This window comes from Rhizobium sp. 01N447_2, assembly GCF_056399245.1.
In genome coordinates this window covers 267,823-286,757 of sequence record NZ_JBFTQY010000014.1, presented here as the reverse complement: position 1 = coordinate 286,757, position 18,935 = coordinate 267,823, and the positions used below count along the sequence as shown (strand labels likewise).

At 61.8% G+C, this 18,935-nt stretch carries 17 protein-coding genes and 1 pseudogene; 8 read left to right on the top strand and 10 right to left on the bottom strand.

Translation table 11 applies throughout. The features are described 5' to 3' along the window. Both AC1ECN_RS12405 and AC1ECN_RS12400 read left to right on the top strand, forming a co-directional pair. A pseudogene (locus tag AC1ECN_RS12405) lies at positions 1 to 450 on the top strand (lipopolysaccharide biosynthesis protein); the annotation flags it as partial. A gap of 50 nt (positions 451 to 500) precedes the next feature. Further along, positions 501 to 1,328 (top strand): glycoside hydrolase family 16 protein, encoded by an 828-nt coding sequence (locus tag AC1ECN_RS12400; protein ID WP_130673032.1) that lies wholly within the window; start codon positions 501 to 503, stop codon positions 1,326 to 1,328. Positions 1,329 to 1,459: 131 nt separating this feature from the next. On the opposite strand, the gene AC1ECN_RS12395 is transcribed toward AC1ECN_RS12400, so the two are convergent. The 6 genes from AC1ECN_RS12395 to AC1ECN_RS12370 all read right to left on the bottom strand — a co-directional run bounded on the left by AC1ECN_RS12395 (position 1,460) and on the right by AC1ECN_RS12370 (position 7,521). Then, positions 1,460 to 2,533, bottom strand: a complete 1,074-nt coding sequence (locus tag AC1ECN_RS12395; RefSeq protein ID WP_130665017.1) for an ABC transporter ATP-binding protein — start codon at positions 2,531 to 2,533, stop codon at positions 1,460 to 1,462. After that, complete coding sequence (locus AC1ECN_RS12390; RefSeq protein ID WP_018073655.1) at positions 2,530 to 3,459, bottom strand: PfkB family carbohydrate kinase; 930 nt, start codon at positions 3,457 to 3,459, stop codon at positions 2,530 to 2,532. Before AC1ECN_RS12390 ends, AC1ECN_RS12395 begins: the two co-directional genes overlap by 4 nt. Continuing rightward, the gene (locus tag AC1ECN_RS12385) at positions 3,460 to 4,482 is read right to left on the bottom strand and encodes an SIS domain-containing protein (RefSeq protein ID WP_130673031.1); all 1,023 of its coding nucleotides are present in this window, start codon (positions 4,480 to 4,482) and stop codon (positions 3,460 to 3,462) included. It abuts the gene before it with no gap. Next, positions 4,479 to 5,324 carry a carbohydrate ABC transporter permease gene (locus tag AC1ECN_RS12380; protein WP_018073657.1) on the bottom strand — a complete coding sequence of 282 codons (846 nt, stop codon included), beginning with the start codon at positions 5,322 to 5,324 and terminating at the stop codon, positions 4,479 to 4,481. The genes AC1ECN_RS12385 and AC1ECN_RS12380 overlap by 4 nt, the downstream gene beginning before the upstream one ends. After that, a complete protein-coding gene (locus tag AC1ECN_RS12375) occupies positions 5,324 to 6,208 on the bottom strand; it encodes a carbohydrate ABC transporter permease (RefSeq protein ID WP_018073658.1) in 885 nt (294 codons plus the stop codon). Before AC1ECN_RS12375 ends, AC1ECN_RS12380 begins: the two co-directional genes overlap by 1 nt. 74 nt (positions 6,209 to 6,282) lie before the next feature. Beyond that, entirely contained in the window at positions 6,283 to 7,521 is a 1,239-nt protein-coding gene (locus tag AC1ECN_RS12370; protein ID WP_018073659.1) for an extracellular solute-binding protein, read from the bottom strand. A gap of 222 nt (positions 7,522 to 7,743) precedes the next feature. Between AC1ECN_RS12370 and AC1ECN_RS12365 the strand changes: the two genes are divergently transcribed. The 5 genes from AC1ECN_RS12365 (at position 7,744) to AC1ECN_RS12345 (ending at position 13,833) form a co-directional block, all read left to right on the top strand. Further along, positions 7,744 to 8,955, top strand: a complete 1,212-nt coding sequence (locus tag AC1ECN_RS12365) for an ROK family transcriptional regulator (protein WP_130656100.1) — start codon at positions 7,744 to 7,746, stop codon at positions 8,953 to 8,955. A gap of 358 nt (positions 8,956 to 9,313) precedes the next feature. Further along, positions 9,314 to 10,669, top strand: coding sequence for an extracellular solute-binding protein (locus AC1ECN_RS12360; protein ID WP_130673030.1), 1,356 nt, complete (start codon positions 9,314 to 9,316; stop codon positions 10,667 to 10,669). A gap of 232 nt (positions 10,670 to 10,901) precedes the next feature. Beyond that, positions 10,902 to 11,786 carry a carbohydrate ABC transporter permease gene (locus AC1ECN_RS12355; protein WP_130673029.1) on the top strand — a complete coding sequence of 295 codons (885 nt, stop codon included), beginning with the start codon at positions 10,902 to 10,904 and terminating at the stop codon, positions 11,784 to 11,786. Between the two features lie 10 nt (positions 11,787 to 11,796). Beyond that, positions 11,797 to 12,711 (top strand): ABC transporter permease subunit, encoded by a 915-nt coding sequence (locus AC1ECN_RS12350; protein WP_018073662.1) that lies wholly within the window; start codon positions 11,797 to 11,799, stop codon positions 12,709 to 12,711. Positions 12,712 to 12,723: 12 nt separating this feature from the next. After that, the gene (locus AC1ECN_RS12345) at positions 12,724 to 13,833 is read left to right on the top strand and encodes a sn-glycerol-3-phosphate import ATP-binding protein UgpC (protein WP_018073663.1); all 1,110 of its coding nucleotides are present in this window, start codon (positions 12,724 to 12,726) and stop codon (positions 13,831 to 13,833) included. An 86-nt stretch (positions 13,834 to 13,919) separates the two neighbouring features. On the opposite strand, the gene AC1ECN_RS12340 is transcribed toward AC1ECN_RS12345, so the two are convergent. After that, positions 13,920 to 14,393 (bottom strand): cupin domain-containing protein, encoded by a 474-nt coding sequence (locus AC1ECN_RS12340; RefSeq protein WP_130662117.1) that lies wholly within the window; start codon positions 14,391 to 14,393, stop codon positions 13,920 to 13,922. A 114-nt stretch (positions 14,394 to 14,507) separates the two neighbouring features. On the opposite strand from AC1ECN_RS12340, the gene AC1ECN_RS12335 reads away from it, so the two are divergent. After that, a complete protein-coding gene (locus tag AC1ECN_RS12335; protein WP_130662116.1) occupies positions 14,508 to 15,050 on the top strand; it encodes a carboxymuconolactone decarboxylase family protein in 543 nt (180 codons plus the stop codon). Between the two features lie 4 nt (positions 15,051 to 15,054). On the opposite strand, the gene AC1ECN_RS12330 is transcribed toward AC1ECN_RS12335, so the two are convergent. The 3 genes from AC1ECN_RS12330 to otnI all read right to left on the bottom strand — a co-directional run bounded on the left by AC1ECN_RS12330 (position 15,055) and on the right by otnI (position 18,932). Next, on the bottom strand, positions 15,055 to 17,157 hold the full coding sequence (locus AC1ECN_RS12330; protein WP_075225453.1) for a beta-galactosidase: 2,103 nt from the start codon (positions 17,155 to 17,157) through the stop codon (positions 15,055 to 15,057). 108 nt (positions 17,158 to 17,265) lie between these two features. After that, complete coding sequence (locus AC1ECN_RS12325; protein ID WP_130673028.1) at positions 17,266 to 18,141, bottom strand: 2-hydroxy-3-oxopropionate reductase; 876 nt, start codon at positions 18,139 to 18,141, stop codon at positions 17,266 to 17,268. Continuing rightward, a complete protein-coding gene (gene otnI / locus AC1ECN_RS12320) occupies positions 18,138 to 18,932 on the bottom strand; it encodes a 2-oxo-tetronate isomerase (protein WP_130662114.1) in 795 nt (264 codons plus the stop codon). Before otnI ends, AC1ECN_RS12325 begins: the two co-directional genes overlap by 4 nt. Positions 18,933 to 18,935: the final 3 nt, after the last annotated feature.

Sequence of the window (18,935 nt, the reverse complement as noted above, 5' to 3'; positions counted from 1 at the left end):
GTCCTGAATAAAACCCGTTATCTCGCTCTCCGGATGTTTGCCGAGTTCGCCGTCAGGGTTCCGGTCACCGTCTTGGGCATTGTCTATTTTCAGGTGGCAGGAGCATTGGGCGCGCGGATCGTGGCGGTGCTTGTCGCCTATGCCGCATCGCTCATCATCACGCGGCAGCTGATCGGCGCGACGTTTGCCGCTCAGTTGCACGCCTTTTTACGGCCTCTGGCCGCGAGCTTGCCGATGATCGCTTTCCTGCTGTGGATGGCGCCGATGCTCGCCGTCATGCCTGTCGGCCTCAACCTTGTCGTCAGCCTGGCGCTTTGCGGCGGAGCGGCAGTCGCGATCTTCTGGGCCTTTGCGCTGCTGCTGTGGCAGATTCTGGGAAGGCCGGACGGCATCGAGACCATCGTCGTCCAAAGGCTCATGCCGCGACGAAACGGGGTTCTCACCTTTTGATCGAGACAAGTGTAGTCCAACGATTGGTTTGGCGTTTTCGGAGGAGCAGGATGCGTTACGGGATATCTTCTAAGGCTCTGGGTTTGCTCATCGTTCTCGGTCTGGGGGCGTTGCCCGGCCGGCCCAGCGTGGCTCAGCAACCACTCAATATCAATGCGTACCAGCTAACGTTCGAGGAGAGCTTCGACAGTCTCGACGTCTCGGCCTGGGGGGAGAGAAGCTCCCGCTGGATCGCCCATACGCCCTGGAACGGCGATTTCGGTGACGCCCGGTTCACAGACCCGGCGCCGGGCTTTCCGTTTACCACCGATCAGGGAATTCTGAAGATCGAAGCGCGCAAGGAGGCCGATGGAACCTGGCGCTCGGGCCTGTTGTCGTCGGTGAACCCAAAGGGCGAAGGCTTCTCGCAGCAATTCGGTTATTTCGAAGCACGGATGAAGCTGCCGCCCGGCAAGGGTGTCTGGCCGGCCTTCTGGCTCATCGGGCTTGACCGGTCGAAATACACCGCCGAAATCGACGTCCTGGAATATTATGGGCGCGCGCCCTACGAATTCAGCATGGGCTTTCATATCTGGCGTCAGAGCCAGGGCGGCCAGAACACGACCGGCGGCCATTGGCAAACCGTCCAGGACGGAATTTTGAACAGCGAATACCACACCTACGGCGTCGATATCCAAGCTGACAAGACGAGCTTCTACCTCGACCGTCAGTTCATCTGGAGCTTCGATACGCCGAAGGAGTTCCACATGCCGTTCTATCCGCTGGTGAACCTGGCACTCGGCTCGGGTTGGCCGATCGATGAAACGCCGAATCCTTCCATCCTGCTCGTCGACTATATTCACGTCTACCAGCGGAAGCCGACTGACGCAGCGAATTGAACAACTGACGGGATAACCGTTCGGTCGCTAAAGCGCGTCGCGATCTTTCAGATTCGCTCCTCGCGCTTTAGGTCCTTGTTTTTACGCATGTCGTTGTCGCAAAACCGCTGCACACTTTTGCGCGACATGCTCTAGCGGCCGCAGCTGAGACCTGTTTCCGGGTCGAAGAGATGCATTGCCTCCTCGTCGAAAAAGAGAGTGAGCTTTTCGTTGTCGCGGATCGGCGTGCGTGGCGGCAGACAGGCCATCAGGCGCTGATTTCCGGCAAGGGCGGTGACGACGAGTTCCGGGCCGGTCAGCTCTGCGACCTCAAGGGTTGCCTCGATCGACGGGCCGGCGCCGTCCGTGCGAAGCGCCTCGGGACGGATGCCGAGGATAAGGTCGCAGCCATTGCCGGCCGCTTCGCGGAAACGGGCGGGCAGGGGCAGGATCGCATCCGAGCCTGAAAGCGCCAGGCGACCGTCGCGCGCCGTCGCCTTCAGCAGGTTCATCGGCGGCGCGCCGACGAAGGTCGCGACATAGAGCGTTGCCGGATGGTTGTAGATCTCCTCCGGCGTGCCCAGCTGCTCGATGCGGCCGTCGCGCATGACGGCGATGCGGCTTGCAAGCGTCATCGCCTCGATCTGGTCATGGGTGACATAGACGACTGTCGTCTTCAGCATCTGGTGCAGTCGCTTGATCTCGGTGCGCATCTCCATGCGCAGCTTGGCATCAAGGTTGGAGAGCGGCTCGTCGAAGAGGAATACCTCCGGCTTGCGCACCAGCGCGCGGCCGATCGCGACGCGCTGGCGCTGGCCGCCGGAAAGCTGGCTCGGCTTGCGGTCGAGGAGGTTTTCGATCTGCAGGAGCTTTGCGGCATCGTGTACGGCCCTGTCGCGCTCCGGCGCCGGCACCTTGCGCATTTCCAGGCCGAAGCCGATGTTCCGGTGCACCGTCAGATTGGGATAGAGCGCGTAGGATTGAAAGACCATGGCGATATCGCGGTCCTTCGGATGCACGTCGAGCACCGAGCGGCCGCCGATCCTGACATCGCCGCTCGTTGCCTCGGCAAGGCCGGCGATGATGTTCAGCAGGGTGGACTTGCCGCAGCCGGAGGAACCGAGCAGCACCAGGAACTCGCCGCTTTCCAATGAGACGTCGATGCCTTTCAGCGTCTCGACGTCGCCATAGGTCTTGCGGATGTTCTGAATTTCGAGCGCGCTCATCGCACAGGCTCCTCAGGAGATGACGGGCCGCCGTAGTTGCGGGGAAGGGTGGAGATGGCGCGCGAGGCGACCGCGGTTCCCGCCTCCAGGCAGGACATCAGCGGCTCATCGCTTGCGAGTGCGGCGAGGAAAGCGGCGTTGAAGACATCGCCGGCGCCGATCGTATCGACGACCTCGACAACGGGTGCCGCCACCGAAACCAACAGGCCGTCCGGCCCGATCGCGAGAGCGCCGTCCGGGCCGCGCTTGACGACGATGATTGCACCCTCCGGCATATGCGACCTGATGTGACGGGCCGCCTCGATCGGATCGGCGATGCCGGCAAGCGTCGTCGATTCGACCTCGTTCAGCAGCGCGATACCGCTGCGGGAGAGCCAGGCACGTGTCGCCGCGCAATTCTCGTCTGTCCAGCCGTCGAGCGGCCAGCCGGTATCAAGCGCGACGGTGATGCCATGGCTGTCGGCCCAGTCGAAGAAGGCGCCATAATCTGCTGTCAGGTCGTCGGTCAGGAACGAGCCGCAGAGAAGGGCGTAGCCGCCCTGCAGCCTTGCACCCTCGATGACCGCGAAGACATCTGCCAGGCTGAAGCGCGGCAGGTGGCCTTTTGTGGTGAAGAAGGTGCGCTCGCCGTCCGGATGGGTGATGCCGACGGAGAGCGTCGTTTTCTCCGGACGTACCGGCCACTTGTCGGAACGGTGGCCGAAGGCTTCGCTCAGCCAGCGGCCGAACTGGTCGCTGCCGATATTGGCGGCGATCTCGAATTCGACGCCGAGTGCCTGCCAGGCGAGCGCGCTGTTGCCGGCGGCTCCGCCGACCCGCAACTCGTCATGATCGACGATGATTTCCGTCCCTGCCTTCGGCCAGGGGGCGGCCGGTCCAAGGATCAGGTCGATGTTGACGTTGCCGATGACTGCAAGCGGCTGCATTCATTCGCTCCGGGTGATCTTGGTGGAGCGGACCGGCGTTCCGGCATTCACCACGCGGGCATCGGCAAAGGCGATCATCAGCCGCTGGGCGACCGGCAGCATGGCGAAGATCGCGGCAAGACCGGTTGCAGGCGCAAAGCGGATCGTCACCGCGCCGGCGACCGGCGCTTCTCCCGACGCGTCGAACAGGATGACCGGGGCGCCGGTCTCGACAGCGGATGTCGCCATCGCCGTTACCAGGCCGGCTGTCTCGTCCAAGCCGCGGAACAGCACGACGCCGATCTCCGATCCCAGCATTTCCATCGGTCCGTGGCGCAGCTGGCCGCCTTCAAGCGAGAAGCAGGGACGGCGCGACAGCTCGGTCAATCCGAGCGCCAGCGCCTCGGCAATACCCTGCAGCCGGCGGCCTGAGGTGACGACGGTCGCGACATTTTCGAGCGCGGTGAGGGCTGCGGTGATGTCACGGTCTTCCGGCGCCTTGAGGACGGCAAGTGCAGCGTCGGGATTTTCGCCGAGGGCTGCGAGGATTGCCAGATGCAGGGCGAAGGTCACCGTCAGGCTGCGGGTCGCGGCGAAGGCTAGCTCGGTGCCGCCGGCGCCGACCAGCGACGGGGCGGTTCTTGCCAGGAAGGAGCCGCCTTCGAGCGTCAGGCCGAAGGTCTCTTCCGTGCCGCCGGTCTCGTCGAACCAGCGCACGACCTCGGCGCTTTCGCCGGATTGCGAGGTGACGAAGATCGTTCTGCCGGCGATCGGCAGCGGCTGGCCAAGCTGCTCGGACAGCGGCAGGGCGACGGCATCGATGCCGAGGGCCCGGTAGAGCGGCTCGACGGCGCGGTTGACGGCATGCGAGCCGCCCATGCCGATGAGCAGCAGCTTGCCGGTCTTTTTCAGCGAGGCGGCGGCCCTTGCCGCCATTGGCTGGGCCGCTTCATAGGAGGCGATCGCATCGGCATGCTGGCGTGCCATTTCGCGATCGATCGCGGCAAGCCCGGCCGGCCGGGTTCTTTCTGCTGTCATGATCATCCCTTGACGCCGCCGCTGGTGAGCCCCGAAATCAGGGCGCGTTGCATGACAAGACCGATCAGCACCGGGGGCAGGGCGGCGAGCACGCCTGCCGTCGCAATCAGTCCGTAATCGGAAACGCGGCCGCCGGCGAGATCGGCAATGGCGACGGTCAGCGTCTTGGCGCGCTGGTCCGAGGTGAAGAGCAGCGCATAGAAGAATTCATCCCAGGCAAGCAGGAAGGCAAAGAGGCTTGACGTCGCGACCACGGGGGCTGCCAGCGGCAGCGTGATGATCCGCAGCGTCTGGAACAGGCCGGCACCGTCGATCATCGCGGCGGATTCGATCTCGCGCGGGATGGAATCGAAACCCGATTTCATCAGCCAGGTGGTGAAAGGCGCAAGGATGGTGAGATAGACGAGGGCGAGGCCGAAGACGTTGTTCAGCAATCCTAGATAGGAGAGGCCCATATAGAGCGGCACGGCAAGCGCCACCGGCGGCAGCATGTAGGTGGCGATCACCATCGACAGCGACCAGCCGACCGAAGGCGTGCGCGACACAGCCCAGCCGGCCGGAATGGCGAGTGCAATGGCGGCGATCGTCGCCATGCCCGCCACTTCGATGCTGTTTCGCAGCGACGAGGTGAAGGCGTCGCCGGCGCTGTTTTCGAGCGTCGAGAGCAGCACGCCGTAGCGAGAGAAATCCGCCGTCTGCGGCCACCAGCGCAGCGGCTTTGCCGCAAGGTCGGCGGCCGGCGAGATGCTCATGATGAACAACCACAGGATCGGCGCCAGGATGACGGCGGCAAGCAGCAATGCGCAGAGGTGGATGAAGGCGGAAAAGAGCGGGCTCTGGCGTTCCATCAGGCCGCACTCCCCGCCGTCTTGCGCACCAGAGCGGCGTAGCCGGCAGCAAGCAGCGTTACCAGCAGCGTGACGATCAATGCCAGCGAGGCGCCGGAGCCTGCCCGCTGGAAGGAGAAAGCTTCCTGATAGACCAGGATCGACAGCGTGCGCGTGCTGTTGGCCGGGCCGCCGCGGGTCATGACCCAGATGATGTCGAACACCTTGAAGGCCTCGATCGTGCGCAGCACCAGCGCCACCATCAGCGGACCGGCGAGATAGGGCAGAATGACGAAGCGGAAGCGGGCGAAAGCGCCGGCGCCGTCGACCAGCGAGGCGGCGGTGATGTCGCGCGGCACGGCCTGGAGTGCTGCGAGCGCAATCAGCGCCACCAGGGGGAAATTCTTCCAGCAGTCGGCGACGATGAGGGCCGCCAGCGCGGTGCCCGGTTCGCCGAGCCAGGAGCGGTAGGCCTCCAACAGGCCGAGTTGGGTCAGCGCGGCGTTCAGTGCGCCGTATTCCGGATTGTAAATCAGCCGCCAGAGCGTGGCGTTGACGACGGTCGGCAGCGCCCAGGGCAGGATCATCAGGGCGCGAAGCGCAGTGCGGCCGCGAAACTGCTGGTTCAGCAGCAGGGCGGCAAGCACGCCGATCACCATTTCGGCGGCGACCGAGACGATCGCGAACCATGCAGTGGTGATCAGCGTGCGCTGGAAATTCGAGCCTGAGATCATCTTCGCGTAATTGTCGATGCCGACGAAGTTTCCTTCCGTGCCGACGAGCTTGGCATCGGTGAAGGAGAGGCCGACGGTATCGATCAGAGGCCAGCCGATGACTGATATCATGACCACGAGAAGCGGCAGCATCAAAAGCCACGCGCGGGTTGTCAGCCAAGTGCCCGACATCAAGGCGACCCTTCTTCATTACAGGTTTTGGAGACCGGGCGACGGCAGGCGCCGCCCGGGTTTTCATGGCTCAATCAGAGGCCGCTATTGTCTGCGGCCGACTTCAGCGCGTCCTCGGGAGAGGACTGGCCGAGCAGCGATTCCTGGATCGCCTGCTGCAGCGCGGTCGAGAGCTCCTGATATTTCGGCGTCGTCGGACGCGGATACATCGCGGCCAGGCCGATCTTGGCGGCGGAGATCAGCTCTTCCTGGCCCTTGGTGACGGCTGGGTCCTCATAGGACGACGCCCAGATCGGCAGGCTGAGCTTGGCATAGGCATTCTGCGTCGCCTGCGAGGTCATGAAGGTGATGTATTTCCAGGCCTCATCAGGATGCTTGCTGGCCGAGGTGATGCCGAGGCCCATCGAACCGTTGACGGCCGAAGCCTCACTCTTACCGGCAACACCCGGCGCCGGCACGACGCCGACCTTGCCCGCGACCTTGCTGTCTTTCGGATCGTTGGCCATGTTGTACATGTAGGTCCAGTTCAGCGCGAAGGCGGCATCGCCGTTTTCGAAGACCTTGCGGACGTCCTCTTCCAGGAATTCCTTGGAATTCGGATTGGTCAGGCCGGAGGAATAGCTGGAGACCATGTACTTCAGGGCATCGAGGCCGCCGCCGGTCTGGAAGGCCGGCTTGCCATCCTTCAGGAAATCGCCGCCATAGGCGCTGACGAGCGTGGTGTAGTCGCAGATCGCGGCTTCGGCCTGTGACCAGCTCCAGGCGATCGGCGTGGCAAGCAAGCCCTTGTCCTTGATCGTCTTTGCCTGTTCGGTCAGTTCGTCCCAGGTCTTGGGCGGAGCCTTGATGCCGGCCTTTTCGAGGATTTCCTTGTTGTAGAACAGATATTTGGTGTCGAGGATCCACGGCATGCCGTAATATTTGCCGTCATATTGCACGGTGGTCCAGGCACCCGGCAGCACGCCCTTCTTCATGTCGTCGGTGACGCGAGAGGAGACATCGACCAGCACCTTGTTGGTGGCGTATTCGGCCGGCCAGATGACGTCGAAGAGGACGACGTCGTAGCCGCCGCCGGAACCTTGCGCCAGCACCGTCTTGTCGTGCAGGCCTTCATAGGGGACGAATTCGAGATTGACCTTGATGTCGGGGTTCGCCTTGGCGAAGGCGTCGGTCATGGCGCGCACGTCGGCCTCGCTATAGGCGGCCTGCGCCATGAAAAGCGCGTTCAGCGTCGTTTCGGCGAAAGCGTGCGGCGCAAGGGATGCGCCGATCAAGGCCGCACCCAGAAGCGTCTTGTTAAAGGATTTCAGCATTGCAGCCTCCAGTTTTTGACATTTACGCATTGCCGAGGGCGGTCCTCCGCCATCGGTGTTCGAGAAGGCACGCGCGAAAACGTGCCGGTTCGTCGTCTCGGAGCGTCGTCGGAGCGCCTTGCGGGCTCCTGCGTTCCCTGGAACTCTCCGGTTCCTCATTAAGTCAAGTGTCTTGACTTATTACTTCTTCAACATTCTATTGGAGTCAAGAGGGAATTGCACATGAATGACAGCCGCCCGATCCGGGCCAAGAGCGGCACCAATCACGAAGGCACTAGCGCGCATAACCGGCGTGTGATGATCGATGCCCTGAGGATCAACGGTGCGCTTTCACGCGCCGATCTGGCACGGGCGACGCGGCTGACCAAACAGACGGTGTCCAATATCATCGAAGAGCTCGAGCGCGACGGTCTCGTCAGTTCGCAGGAGGCGGTGAGGAGGGGCAGGGGCCAGCCGTCGACACCCTACGGCCTGGTGCCCGAAGGCGCCTTTGCGATCGGCTTGCAGATCGACCGACATGTGACGCGAGCGGTCGCCGTCAATCTCGTCGGTAGCGTTCTCGTGCGTGATGAGGCAGGCCTCCCACCAGGCGGTCCGTCGAACGGGACGAAGGTCGTCCTCGATCTCGTTGCCGGTGTGCGGTCAAAACTTGCAGGGATCGTCCAGCAGTCGGAAAAACGGCTTGTCGGTCTCGGCGCCGCCATGCCAGGGCCCTTCGGGGTCGCCGGCAGCGGCGACGATCCGTGGATGATGGAGGCCTGGCAGAAATTTCCGTTGTTGGAAACGCTGACCGCCGGCACCGGGCTCGATGTCGGCCTGCAGAACGATGCGGCGGCGGCGGCGACCGCCGAGCGCATGGTGGGAGCCGCCCATGGCCTCGATCATGCCGTCTGCCTCTTCGTCGGTTATGGCATTGGCGCCGGCCTCATTCTGAACGGCGAGCTTTACCGCGGCACCAACGGTAATGCCGGCGAGATCGGCATGGCGCTGTTATTTGCCGACGGCAAATCGACGCCGCTCGAACATCGAGCTTCGCTCGCCTCGCTTTATCAGCATCTATCGGTCGATCCCGCCGATCCTCATCTGCACGCACATATCAACGATCTTGCCTTGAGAGGCGATCAAAGCATCCACGCCTGGGTCGAAGCAGCGGCAGTGGACCTGCGCTGGAGCATCCATCTCATCGAGACACTGTTCGATCCACAGACGGTGATCCTCTGCGGCAGCGCGCCGGAAGCGCTGGTGAACAGGTTGATTGCGGCAATCGGGCCGTTGCTGCCCTCGATCGCCGAACGTCGTGGCCGGACGCTGCCGCGCCTGCAGCCCGGCATGGCCGATCCCTGGTCGGTGGCGCTTGGCGCTGCCGCCGGACCGATCAGCCGTGCATTCGATCCGCGTTTTGCGGCGATCCTCAAGGATTCCCTTCAATCCTGAGGCCTAAACCCTTAGGTTGCACACCAGTGCAATGGCGAAAATGCCAGCGTTTTTACAAGTTTCGTTGCGGCGGAGTAGCCGAATAAAGGCACTCTGTTGCAATATAAATAAATATTAAATATCCCCTAAAATTCCATTGTTTCGAATATAGCTGTAATTTATTGGCAATATGCTGAAGCAAGCTTTGAATTTTCTCTAAATATTTCCCTGAGATTTGCGAATAATGGTTGTGTGAAGGTTTTATGACAACTGTATTTAGATAATTTCATGTCATGTAATATTCATTGGCCGCGGCAATTTGAACCAGCTAATAGGGCGTGCGCTGAAAGTGCGCGTCCCTTTTACGTTCGAGGTTCTCATGCAAGCCAAGCTTCTCGGCGCCGTTGGCGCCCTTCTCGCTACAGCGTTTCTTGCTGGTCCCGCTGCCGCCGCCGATAAGACCAAGATTGACTTCTGGTTCGGCAATTCCGGTGACATCGCAAAGCGTGTCCAGGAGCAGTGCGATCGCTTCAACCAGTCGCAGGCCGACTACGAAGTCGTCTGCACCAGCCAGGGCAGCTACGACGCGTCCCTGCAGAACACCATTGCTGCCTTCCGCGCCGGCAAGCAGCCGACCATCGCCCAGGTCTCCGACGCCGGCACCCTCGACATCATGCTCTCCGGCGCCTACTACCCGGCCAACAAGCTGATGACCGACATGGGCTACACCGTCGACTGGAAGGACTACTTCTCCGGTATCTCCGGCTACTACGCGACATCGAAGGGCGAGATGTACTCCTTCCCCTTCAACTCCTCGACCGCTCTTCTCTACTGGAACAAGGACGCCTTCGCCAAGATCGGCAAGGATCATGCTCCGGCGACCTGGAAGGAAGCAGGCGAGGACCTCAAGGCTCTGAAGGATGCAGGCTATGCTTGCCCGCTCGGCTTTGACATATCCAACAACGAAGTCTGGCAGTACATCGAGCAGTTCGAAGCCGTAAACGGCGAAGCCATCGCCACGAAGAAGAACGGTTTTGAAGGTCTCGACGCCGAGCTGGTGTTCAACAAGAACCCGCTTCTCGTCAGCTACGTCAAGGATCTCAAGTCCTGGTACGACAACAAGCTTGCGATCATCAAGAACAAGGCTGTCGGCCAGACCTTCGTCGAAGCTTTTGCCGCTGGCGATTGCCAGGTCATCCTGACCTCGGTCGGCGACCACGGCAATGTTGGCCGCACCGCCAAGCAAGGCATGAACTGGGACGTTGCCATGCTCCCGACCTACGGCGACGCAACCCGGCGCAGCTCTTACGTTGGCGGCGCTTCGCTCTGGGTTCTGAAGGGTCATTCCGACGCTGAATACAAAGCTGCCGCTGCCTTCTTCAACTTCATCGCAAAGCCGGAAGAAGCTCTTACCTGGTCGACCGTTACCGGCTACATCCCGGTTCGTAACTCCGGCTTCGAATATCTGAAGAAGCAGGGCTTCTACGACAAGGCTCCTTATGCCGGCCGCGAACTCGCCATTCAGAGCCTGACCGCATCGCCTGCTGGCGATGCTGCTCCGCACGGCATCCGCCTCGGTGGCCTGCTGCAGGTCCGCACCGAAATCGCCAATGGTCTGCAGGCAATCTTCGTCAACAATGCCGATATCCAGGCTTCGCTCGACAGCGCTGCTGAACGCGGCAATACGCTTCTGCGTCGGTTCCAGCAGACCTATAAGAACGTTCAGCTCCCCTGATCGCTTGATATGAGCCGCACCCGGCCCGCGTTTCGCGCGCCGGGTGCGTCCTTGTAAGTTATTTAGCCAGCCGCGGATGCGAACTTGCCGCCCGCGCCTAAAGCGCGCCGCAATCTTTCAGATTCGCTCCTCGCGCTTTAGATCTCTATTTTGACGCATGTCGTTACCGCAAAACCGCTGCACATTTTTGCGCGACATGTTTTAAACCAAACCAGGACGAAAACGACCACTCATGGAAAAGCGCGTCACTTTCTCCTCAACGACGATCGGGCTGCTCTTCGCATTTCCGATGCTGTTGCTGATCTTCGTCTTCTTCTATTGGCCGAGTGCGCAGGCGCTCTATTGGGCGTTTACGCTCGAGCAGCCATGGGGCGGCGGTAATGCCTGGGTCGGTTTCGACAATTTTAAACAGCTGCTCACCGATCCGATCTATTGGGACTCGATCACCCGCAGCATGATCTTTGGCTTCAGCTCGACGGCCATTGCCATGGGGCTGGCGCTTATCCTGGCGCTTTTGACGGATCGTGAACTGCGCGGCCACAAAGTCTACCGGTCAGTCTTCATCTGGCCTTACGCAATTGCGGCTCCCGCTCTCGGCCTCGCCTTCCGCTTCATCCTGGCGCCGGAGGCCGGCCTTCTGTCGGTCATCAACCACGTCTGGCCCGGCCTCTGGAACCCCGCACTCGACGGCAAGGATGCGATGATCGCCGTCATCGTCGCCTTCTCCTGGAAATATATCGGCTACAACTTCATCTTCTTCCTCTCGGCGCTGCAAGGCATTCCACGCTCGCTGATCGAGGCCGGCGCGATGGATGGTTCGGGGCCGATGCGCCGGATCTGGGATATCCAGCTGCCCCTGCTGACGCCGACGCTGTTCTTCCTGCTCGTCATCAATATCACCGAGAGCTTCCAGGATTCCTTCGGTATCGTCGACGTCATGACGCAGGGCGGCCCGGCGCGCGCCACCGAACTCATGGTCTACAAGATCTATTTCGACGGCTTCAGAGGTCTCGATTATTCGGGCGCCGCAGCGCAGTCCATCATCCTGATGGTGCTCGTTGTTCTTCTCACCATCTTCCAGTTCCGCTTCATCGAGCGGCGCGTGCATTACAAGTGAGGTCGCGAACATGATCGAACGCACGCCGATATTCAACTTCATCTGCTATACGCTTCTCGCGCTCGGCATGGTGATCGCGCTTCTGCCTTTCGCCATCGTCATCATCGCGTCGACACTCGATCTGGAGACGGTCAATCGCGTGCCGCTGCCGCTGGTTCCAGGCTCGCATTTCTGGGAAAACGCGCAGACCGCCTGGGTTCGCGCCGATCTCGGCAACAAGCTGTTCCACAGCATCATCTTCGCCGCAACCGTCGGCGCCGGCAAGGTCATGCTGTCTTCCATGGCAGCCTTCTCGATCGTCTACTTCCGCTTCCGTGGCCGGTATGTGATTTTCTGGATCATCTTCATCACGCTGATGCTGCCGCTGGAAGTCCGTATCGTGCCGACCTATTCGATTGCGGCCAATGCGCTGCAGCCTTTCCAGACGATCCTCGACGTTACCGGCATAAGCTGGCTCATTGCGCAGATCACCGGCGTCCAGATCAAGCTCGAATGGGGTCTGCTGAATTCCTATCCCGGTCTCGTTCTGCCGCTGGTCGCAACCGCGACCGGCACCTTCCTCTACCGGCAGTTCTACCTGACGGTTCCGGACGAGCTTGCCGAGGCTTCGAAGATGGACGGATCAGGCCCGGTCCGGTTCTTCTGGGACATTCTGCTGCCGCTCTCGCGCCCAAATATGATCGCGCTCTTCACCATCATGTTCGTCTGGGCCTGGAACCAGTATCTCTGGCCGCTGCTGATCACCACCGATCCGAATTTCGGCATCGCCGTGACGCAGCTCAAGACCCTCATCCCGTCCGAATTCGGCCTGCCCGACTGGAACGTCGCCATGGCCGGAACCCTGATCATCATGTCGCCGCCATTGATCCTCGTCATTCTGATGCAGCGCTGGTTCGTACGCGGCCTTATCTCCACCGAGAAGTGAAGGAGTACTCCCTTGGCACCGATCTCCATTCGTGGCGTGAAGAAAAACTACGGCAAGACCCCCGTCGTTCACGGCGTCGATCTCGACATCCAGTCGGGCGAGTTCATCGTCATCCTCGGCCCGTCCGGGTGCGGCAAGTCCACGCTGCTGCGTATGATCGCCGGCCTCGAGGAAATCACCGGCGGTGAAATCGCCATTGACGGCCGCGTCGTCAACCAGCTGGAGCCGCGCGAGCGCGGCTGTGCCATGGTGTTCCAGAACTATGCGCTTTATCCGCATATGAGTGTTGCCGAGAATATCGGCTACGCATTGAAGGTGGCCGGCGTCTCGAAGGCGGAGCGTCAGCGGCGCATCGGCGAGGTCGCCAAGGCGCTCAGCCTCGAACCCTTCCTCGACCGTCGGCCCGCCGCTCTTTCCGGCGGTCAGCGCCAGCGCGTCGCCATGGGCCGCGCGATGATCCGCGAGCCGAAGGTGTTTCTCTTCGACGAGCCGCTGTCGAACCTCGACGCCAAGCTGCGCATCGCCATGCGCGCCGAAATCCGCCGCCTGCACCGCCGCCTCGGCGCCACGTCAATCTTCGTCACGCATGACCAGACCGAGGCGATGACGCTGGCCGACCGGCTGGTGGTGATGAATGGCGGCAGGGTGGAGCAGGTCGGCACGCCGGAAGAGGTTTATCATCATCCGGTCTCGCGTTTCGTTGCAGGCTTCGTCGGCACGCCGGCGATGAACCTGCTCGAGGGCACAATCAATGACGAGGGCGTCTTCGTCTACGATCAAAGCCGCAAAGTCGCGCTGCCGCGCGAGCGCGCCGCACCGCTGAAAGGCAAACGCGTCGTGCTCGGCATGCGCGCCGAGGCCGCCCGGCTGGTCGCCCCGGATGCTCCCGGCGCCCTCACCGCAACGGCCGATTTCATCGAAGAGCTCGGCGCAAGCCGCGTCGTCCACGCCGATTTCGATGGGCTGCCCTTTGCCGTGGCGCTGACTGAGGCCGTGAAGGTGAAGTCGGGCGATCCGATCGGCATCGCGATCGATTACGACCAGATCCACCTCTATGCCGCCGATACCGGCCGGGTCATCGAGAACCCCGCCATGAGCGGTGTCGGTGCTGTTCACGCCTAAAGCGGTCTGCGATGATCCTTTGCGAGGATCTTGGCAGAGCGTTCGGCGGCTGAGGATGTCAGCCGCTTGCTCGATCGTGAATTGCTCTATCGGTGGATCGGGTCGATCCACGCAACGTCTTCCGGCTTTTCGACCGGCTCGATGTCGAGGTTGACGACGACCGGTTCCTGGCCTGAGCGGACGAGAACGCACTCCAGCGTCTCGTCGCGGCTGGCGTTGATCTCTTGATGCGGCACATAGGGCGGAACGTAGATGAAGTCGCCGGGGCCGGCCTCGGCGGTATATTCCAGATGCTCGCCCCAGCGCATGCGGGCCTTGCCCTTGACCACGTAGATGATGCTTTCGAGATCGCCGTGGTGATGGGCGCCAGTCTTGGCATTGGCATGGATCGTGACCGTGCCGGCCCAGATATTCTCGGCCCCGGCGCGCGCATTGTTGATCGCGGTCGCGCGGTTCATGCCCGGCGTCTGCGTGGTGTTCGGATCGAGCGAATTGCCGGGAATGACCTTGACGCCATGTTCCCGCCAGTCGACATGATGATGCTCGTGATCGTCGCTCATGCCTTGCCTCCAGCTTCGATTTTATCAGTCTAGGCTCGAGCTGGGCGGTGGCCAAGTGGATTTACGGCTGTGCTGCCGCACATAGCTTCTGTGCACAAGGAAAGGACGGACCCGATGAGCCACCTCCCGCAGATCGATTACGATTCCGCTTCGGAAGAGGTTTGTGCGGCGCATGACGAGGAAGTCAGGCTGCGCGGGCGGATGACCAACATGAAGCGCACACTGCTGCATTCGCCAGCCGCCCATCGCATCTATGCCGAATGGTTCACGCTGCGGGCCGAGCTTGATCCTGCTGTCAGCGACCGGGCGATCTGGATCTTCTCGCATGCGATCTCGAAGGCGGCGAAATCGAAGATCGCCATCACCTTCTTTCGCCGGGCGCTGATCAACAAGGGTTTCAATCCCGATGCGCTGAAGTTTTCAGACGAGGAAGCGCTGCTCGACACCTTCGGCAGGGCGATCGTCGCGGATTCCAACGCCGTTCCCGCCAAACTCTGGGCAGAGCTGAAAGAGCGCTACGAGACCAAGGTGCTCGTCGATCTCGTCGCCTTCGCCGGCATCATGCTGGCGACCGCCGTCTTCAACAATGTCGTCGAGGTCGATTTCGATCCCGAGCTTGAAGCCTTTGCCGAAGGCGCCAGTTCATCCGCATCCTGAAGTTTCAGCTATCAAGCGGCAGGATCAGCACATCGCGCGGCGGCACCTCGATGCCACTATTGCCGATATGGTCCATCGGCCAGACTGCCTGGCTTTGCGCAAGCGTTCCCCGGGCGAGCGTCACCTCGGTCTTCTGCGCCGCCCTTGTCGGATTGACGAGCCAGAGGAAGCTGCCCTTTTCTCCCTCGTGGATACGGGCGAAGAGTGCAGCATTCGACAGCGTCACGTGGCGCTTCTTCCCGCTCCATCTCAATAGCTCGGCGAAGAAAGCGCCGTTCGCCTTCCCCTGCGTGCGGTAATAGGCCACGGAAGGATTGGTGCCGATCAGCAGCGTGCGGCCCTTGCCATAGGCATTTTCGACGACGGCAAGACGGCCGTCGGTGAAGTGGCCGCGTCCCGTTCCGCCGGTCAGCCGATAAGACTGCAGGAAGCCGCCACCGTCGACCGCCGCGCCGTCGAGATCGAAATGGATGCGGTCGCCGATATCGGGCATGAATTCGACGTCCTCCTCGCGCGCGCCGAAGACCTCGTCGAGGCCCATATTCGGCTGCACGGTGCCGACATGGCCGCGATCGCCGAAATAGCCGGGGCATGCCTCGGCAATCAGCGTGCCGCCGTTTTCGACCCAGGCTTTCAGGCTCCTTGCCTGCTCCGATGTGAACATGATCGGATAGGGGAAATAGAGGAAATCATAGGCTGCGATATCGTCGATATGCACCCAGTCTGGCTGCACGCCATTTTCGAGAAAGGCGCGATAGGCCCCCCACATGGCTTCGGGATAGGGCTTTTCCTTGCGGTCGTGGTTCAGGAGGTGGTCAAATTCCTGCGTTTCGCGAACGACGAGGATGCCGACCTCGCCGCGCACGGGCTTTGCTTCCCAGAGGGGGCCTTGCGCCTTGTCATTTGCCCATTTCGCCATGGCGCTTGCCATATCGGAGCGCGGCGTGCGCGAGCCGTCCATGCCGTAGGAGCCGAAAGCGCCGAAGAGCGGACCGTCGAGCAGCGGGCGCCAGCGCAGATTGATCACGCCGCGGGCGCCGCCGGCAAGTGAGGTCATGCTCCAGAGGCGGATATCCTCGGGCTCGACGACGCGGCCATCCTCCTTGTCGCGGCCGATCACCTGCGGCTGCAGCCAGAGCGGGCCGCCCTGGCGTTCGGCATGCCAGAACGGCTTGCCGCGGGCGGCGGCGCGGTTGATGTCGACGCCGTACCAGTTCCTCCAGGCTTCCGACCCCTTGCGGGCCTGGATCCAGGTGAAGCCGTAGACCTCGACCTTGGAGGCGGCGAGCCAGTCGTCGCAGCCGTTGGCCGCCATGTTGGGAATTGCGCCCGATATGCCGTGGGCGGCGATCACATTCTTGCTGTCGACGGCGCGGATCGTGTCGATGCGCCACTGCATCTGGTCGTAGAAATTGTCGCGCTTGAACTGCAGCCAGTCGATGCATTCGGGATAGGGCGCCATGTGCACCGGCGGCTCGATATCGTCCCATTCGGCATAACTGTAGCGGTACCAGGCTTTCGCCAGGACCTTCAGGCTGCCGTATTTCTTTTCCAGCCATTTGCGAAAGGCTGATTTGGCATAGGGGCTGTAATCGACATCGGCGGAATAGTTGCACTCGTTCCAGACGTCGTAGCCATAGATCGCCGGATGATCCTTATAGCGGGTGGCGAGCGCGGTCAGGAACTTGCCGGCGGCTTCCTTCACTTCGGGGCAGTTTAGCGTCAAGGCGCCGGCGCCGCCACCATTGTTGGAGAAGCCGCCGGTCGCCGACGAGACGCCCATATAGGAACCGAGTTTCGTGCCGTCGGCATTGACCTGCAACGCATAAGCGTATTTGCGCACCGCCCAGTCGGGCACGGCATGGATCAGCTCGGCGATAATGGTCTTGATGCCGTTTGCGGCGGCAAGGTCCATCTGACGATCATATTCCTCCCAGTCATAGACGCCGGGAGCAGTTTCGATCGCGCTCCACATAAACCAGTGGCGGAAGATGTTGAGGCCGTCCTGCCCAGCGGTGGCGTAGTCGCGTTCCCAATCCTCGCGGGGCGGATTCGACTTGCGGAAATAGACGGCGCCGTAGGGCAACTGGATATCTTTGTTGAGCATTTTCCTATCCTTTTCTATCGATGCCCGGACATGGCTTCGCCGTCCGGAAAGAAGGCTCCGGCAGTCGGCAATCGAAGATGTCGTCCGGTTATTCTAAAAAGCGTTGATCTAGCGCGGTCCTCCGGCGAGGAGTTCCAGGGTGCGGATGAGGGCGGAATGGTCGCGTTCGCCGTCGCCATTGGCGATCGCCGCATTCATCAGCTGTTGCGTGGCGGCCGTGTTCGGCAGCGACAGATCGAGTGCGCGGGCGGCATCGACGGCAAGCGTCATGTCCTTGCGGTGCAGGCGGATGCGGAAGCCGGGCTCGAAGGTCTGCTTGACCATGCGCTCGCCATGCACTTCGAGAATGCGCGAAGCGGCAAAGCCGCCCATCAGTGCAGAGCGCACCTTGGCCGGATCGGCGCCGGCACGCTTGGCAAACAGCAGCGCTTCGGCAACCGCCTCGATCGTCAGACCGACGATGATCTGGTTGGCGACCTTGGCCGTCTGGCCGTCGCCGCTACCGCCGACATGGGTGATGCTCTTGCCCAAATTTTCGAAAAGCGGCTTGGCGCGCTCGAATACCTGCTCCTTGCCGCCAACCATGATCGTCAGCGATGCGGCCTTGGCGCCGAGCTCACCGCCGGAAACCGGGGCATCGAGATAGTCGCAGCCGAGCGCCTCGATGCGTTTGGCGAAAGTCTTGGTGGCGACCGGCGAGATCGAGCTCATGTCGATAACCAGCTTGCCCTGGGAGAGGCCGGAGGCGACGCCGTCTTCGCCGAACAGCACCGCCTCGACATCTGATGTATCCGGCAGCATCAGGATGACGATGTCGGAGGCGCGCGCCACCGCCCTGGCGCTGGCGGCGGCTTTGCCGCCCTTGTCGACAAGATGTTGCGAAGCCTCCTTCACCCGGCTCAGGTGCAGCGTGTGGCCGGCGTCGATCAGGTGTTCCGCCATCGGGCGGCCCATGACGCCCAGTCCGATAAATCCGATGTTCATGCTGTCCTCGCTGACTTCAGATAGGGTTTCATCCAGCCGAGGCCTTCGCTGGTGCCGGATTTCGGCTTGTACTCGCAGCCCACCCAGCCGTTGTAACCGAGGCGGTCGAGCTCGGAGAGGATGAAGTGGTAGTTGATCTCGCCGGTGCCGGGTTCGTTGCGGCCGGGATTGTCGGCGATCTGCACATGGGCGATCTTCTCCTTCAGCCTTGTGAAGGTGGGGATCAGGTCACCCTGCATGATCTGCATGTGGTAGAAATCATACTGGATGTAGAGATTGTCCGAGCCGACCCGGTCGAGAATGCGTTCGGCATCAGCGGTGGTCGACAGGAAGAAGCCGGGAATATCGCGCAGGTTGATCGGCTCGACCAGCAGCCTGACGCCGACGTCGGCACAACGCTTTGCTGCATATTTCAGATTATCGACCAGCACCGTTTCCAGCGTTTGAAGGTCCGCACCCTTCGGCACCAGCCCGGAGATGACATTCACCTGCCGGCAATCGAGCGCTGCGGCATAATCGAGCGCCTGCGCGATCCCGTTGCGGAACTCCTCTACTCGCTCCGGCAGGCAGGCGATGCCGCGCTCGCCGCCGGCCCAGTCGCCTGATGGCACGTTGAAGAGCGCCTGTTTCAGGCCGCTCGCCTTCAGCGCCTCGGCGACCTTCTCCTTGGGTTCGGCATAGGGGCCGAGATATTCGAGGGCGCCGAAGCCGTCCTTTGCGGCTGCCGTGAAACGGTCGAGAAAGGGCAGGTCCTGGTAGAGGAAGGAAAGGTTGGCGGAAAATTTCGGCACGGG

Bases quoted from the DNA above. Each gene is read 5' to 3' on its own strand.
- AC1ECN_RS12395 (WP_130665017.1), bottom strand. From the start codon at position 2,533: ATGAGCGCGCTCGAAATTCAGAACATCCGCAAGACCTATGGCGACGTC.
- AC1ECN_RS12350 (WP_018073662.1), top strand. From the start codon at position 11,797: ATGATCGAACGCACGCCGATATTCAACTTCATCTGCTATACGCTTCTC.
- AC1ECN_RS12400 (WP_130673032.1), top strand. From the start codon at position 501: ATGCGTTACGGGATATCTTCTAAGGCTCTGGGTTTGCTCATCGTTCTC.
- AC1ECN_RS12355 (WP_130673029.1), top strand. From the start codon at position 10,902: ATGGAAAAGCGCGTCACTTTCTCCTCAACGACGATCGGGCTGCTCTTC.
- AC1ECN_RS12335 (WP_130662116.1), top strand. From the start codon at position 14,508: ATGAGCCACCTCCCGCAGATCGATTACGATTCCGCTTCGGAAGAGGTT.
- AC1ECN_RS12385 (WP_130673031.1), bottom strand. From the start codon at position 4,482: ATGATCATGACAGCAGAAAGAACCCGGCCGGCCGGGCTTGCCGCGATC.
- AC1ECN_RS12340 (WP_130662117.1), bottom strand. From the start codon at position 14,393: ATGAGCGACGATCACGAGCATCATCATGTCGACTGGCGGGAACATGGC.
- AC1ECN_RS12360 (WP_130673030.1), top strand. From the start codon at position 9,314: ATGCAAGCCAAGCTTCTCGGCGCCGTTGGCGCCCTTCTCGCTACAGCG.
- AC1ECN_RS12365 (WP_130656100.1), top strand. From the start codon at position 7,744: ATGAATGACAGCCGCCCGATCCGGGCCAAGAGCGGCACCAATCACGAA.
- AC1ECN_RS12380 (WP_018073657.1), bottom strand. From the start codon at position 5,324: ATGGAACGCCAGAGCCCGCTCTTTTCCGCCTTCATCCACCTCTGCGCA.
- AC1ECN_RS12330 (WP_075225453.1), bottom strand. From the start codon at position 17,157: ATGCTCAACAAAGATATCCAGTTGCCCTACGGCGCCGTCTATTTCCGC.
- AC1ECN_RS12390 (WP_018073655.1), bottom strand. From the start codon at position 3,459: ATGCAGCCGCTTGCAGTCATCGGCAACGTCAACATCGACCTGATCCTT.
- AC1ECN_RS12370 (WP_018073659.1), bottom strand. From the start codon at position 7,521: ATGCTGAAATCCTTTAACAAGACGCTTCTGGGTGCGGCCTTGATCGGC.
- AC1ECN_RS12325 (WP_130673028.1), bottom strand. From the start codon at position 18,141: ATGAACATCGGATTTATCGGACTGGGCGTCATGGGCCGCCCGATGGCG.
- AC1ECN_RS12375 (WP_018073658.1), bottom strand. From the start codon at position 6,208: ATGTCGGGCACTTGGCTGACAACCCGCGCGTGGCTTTTGATGCTGCCG.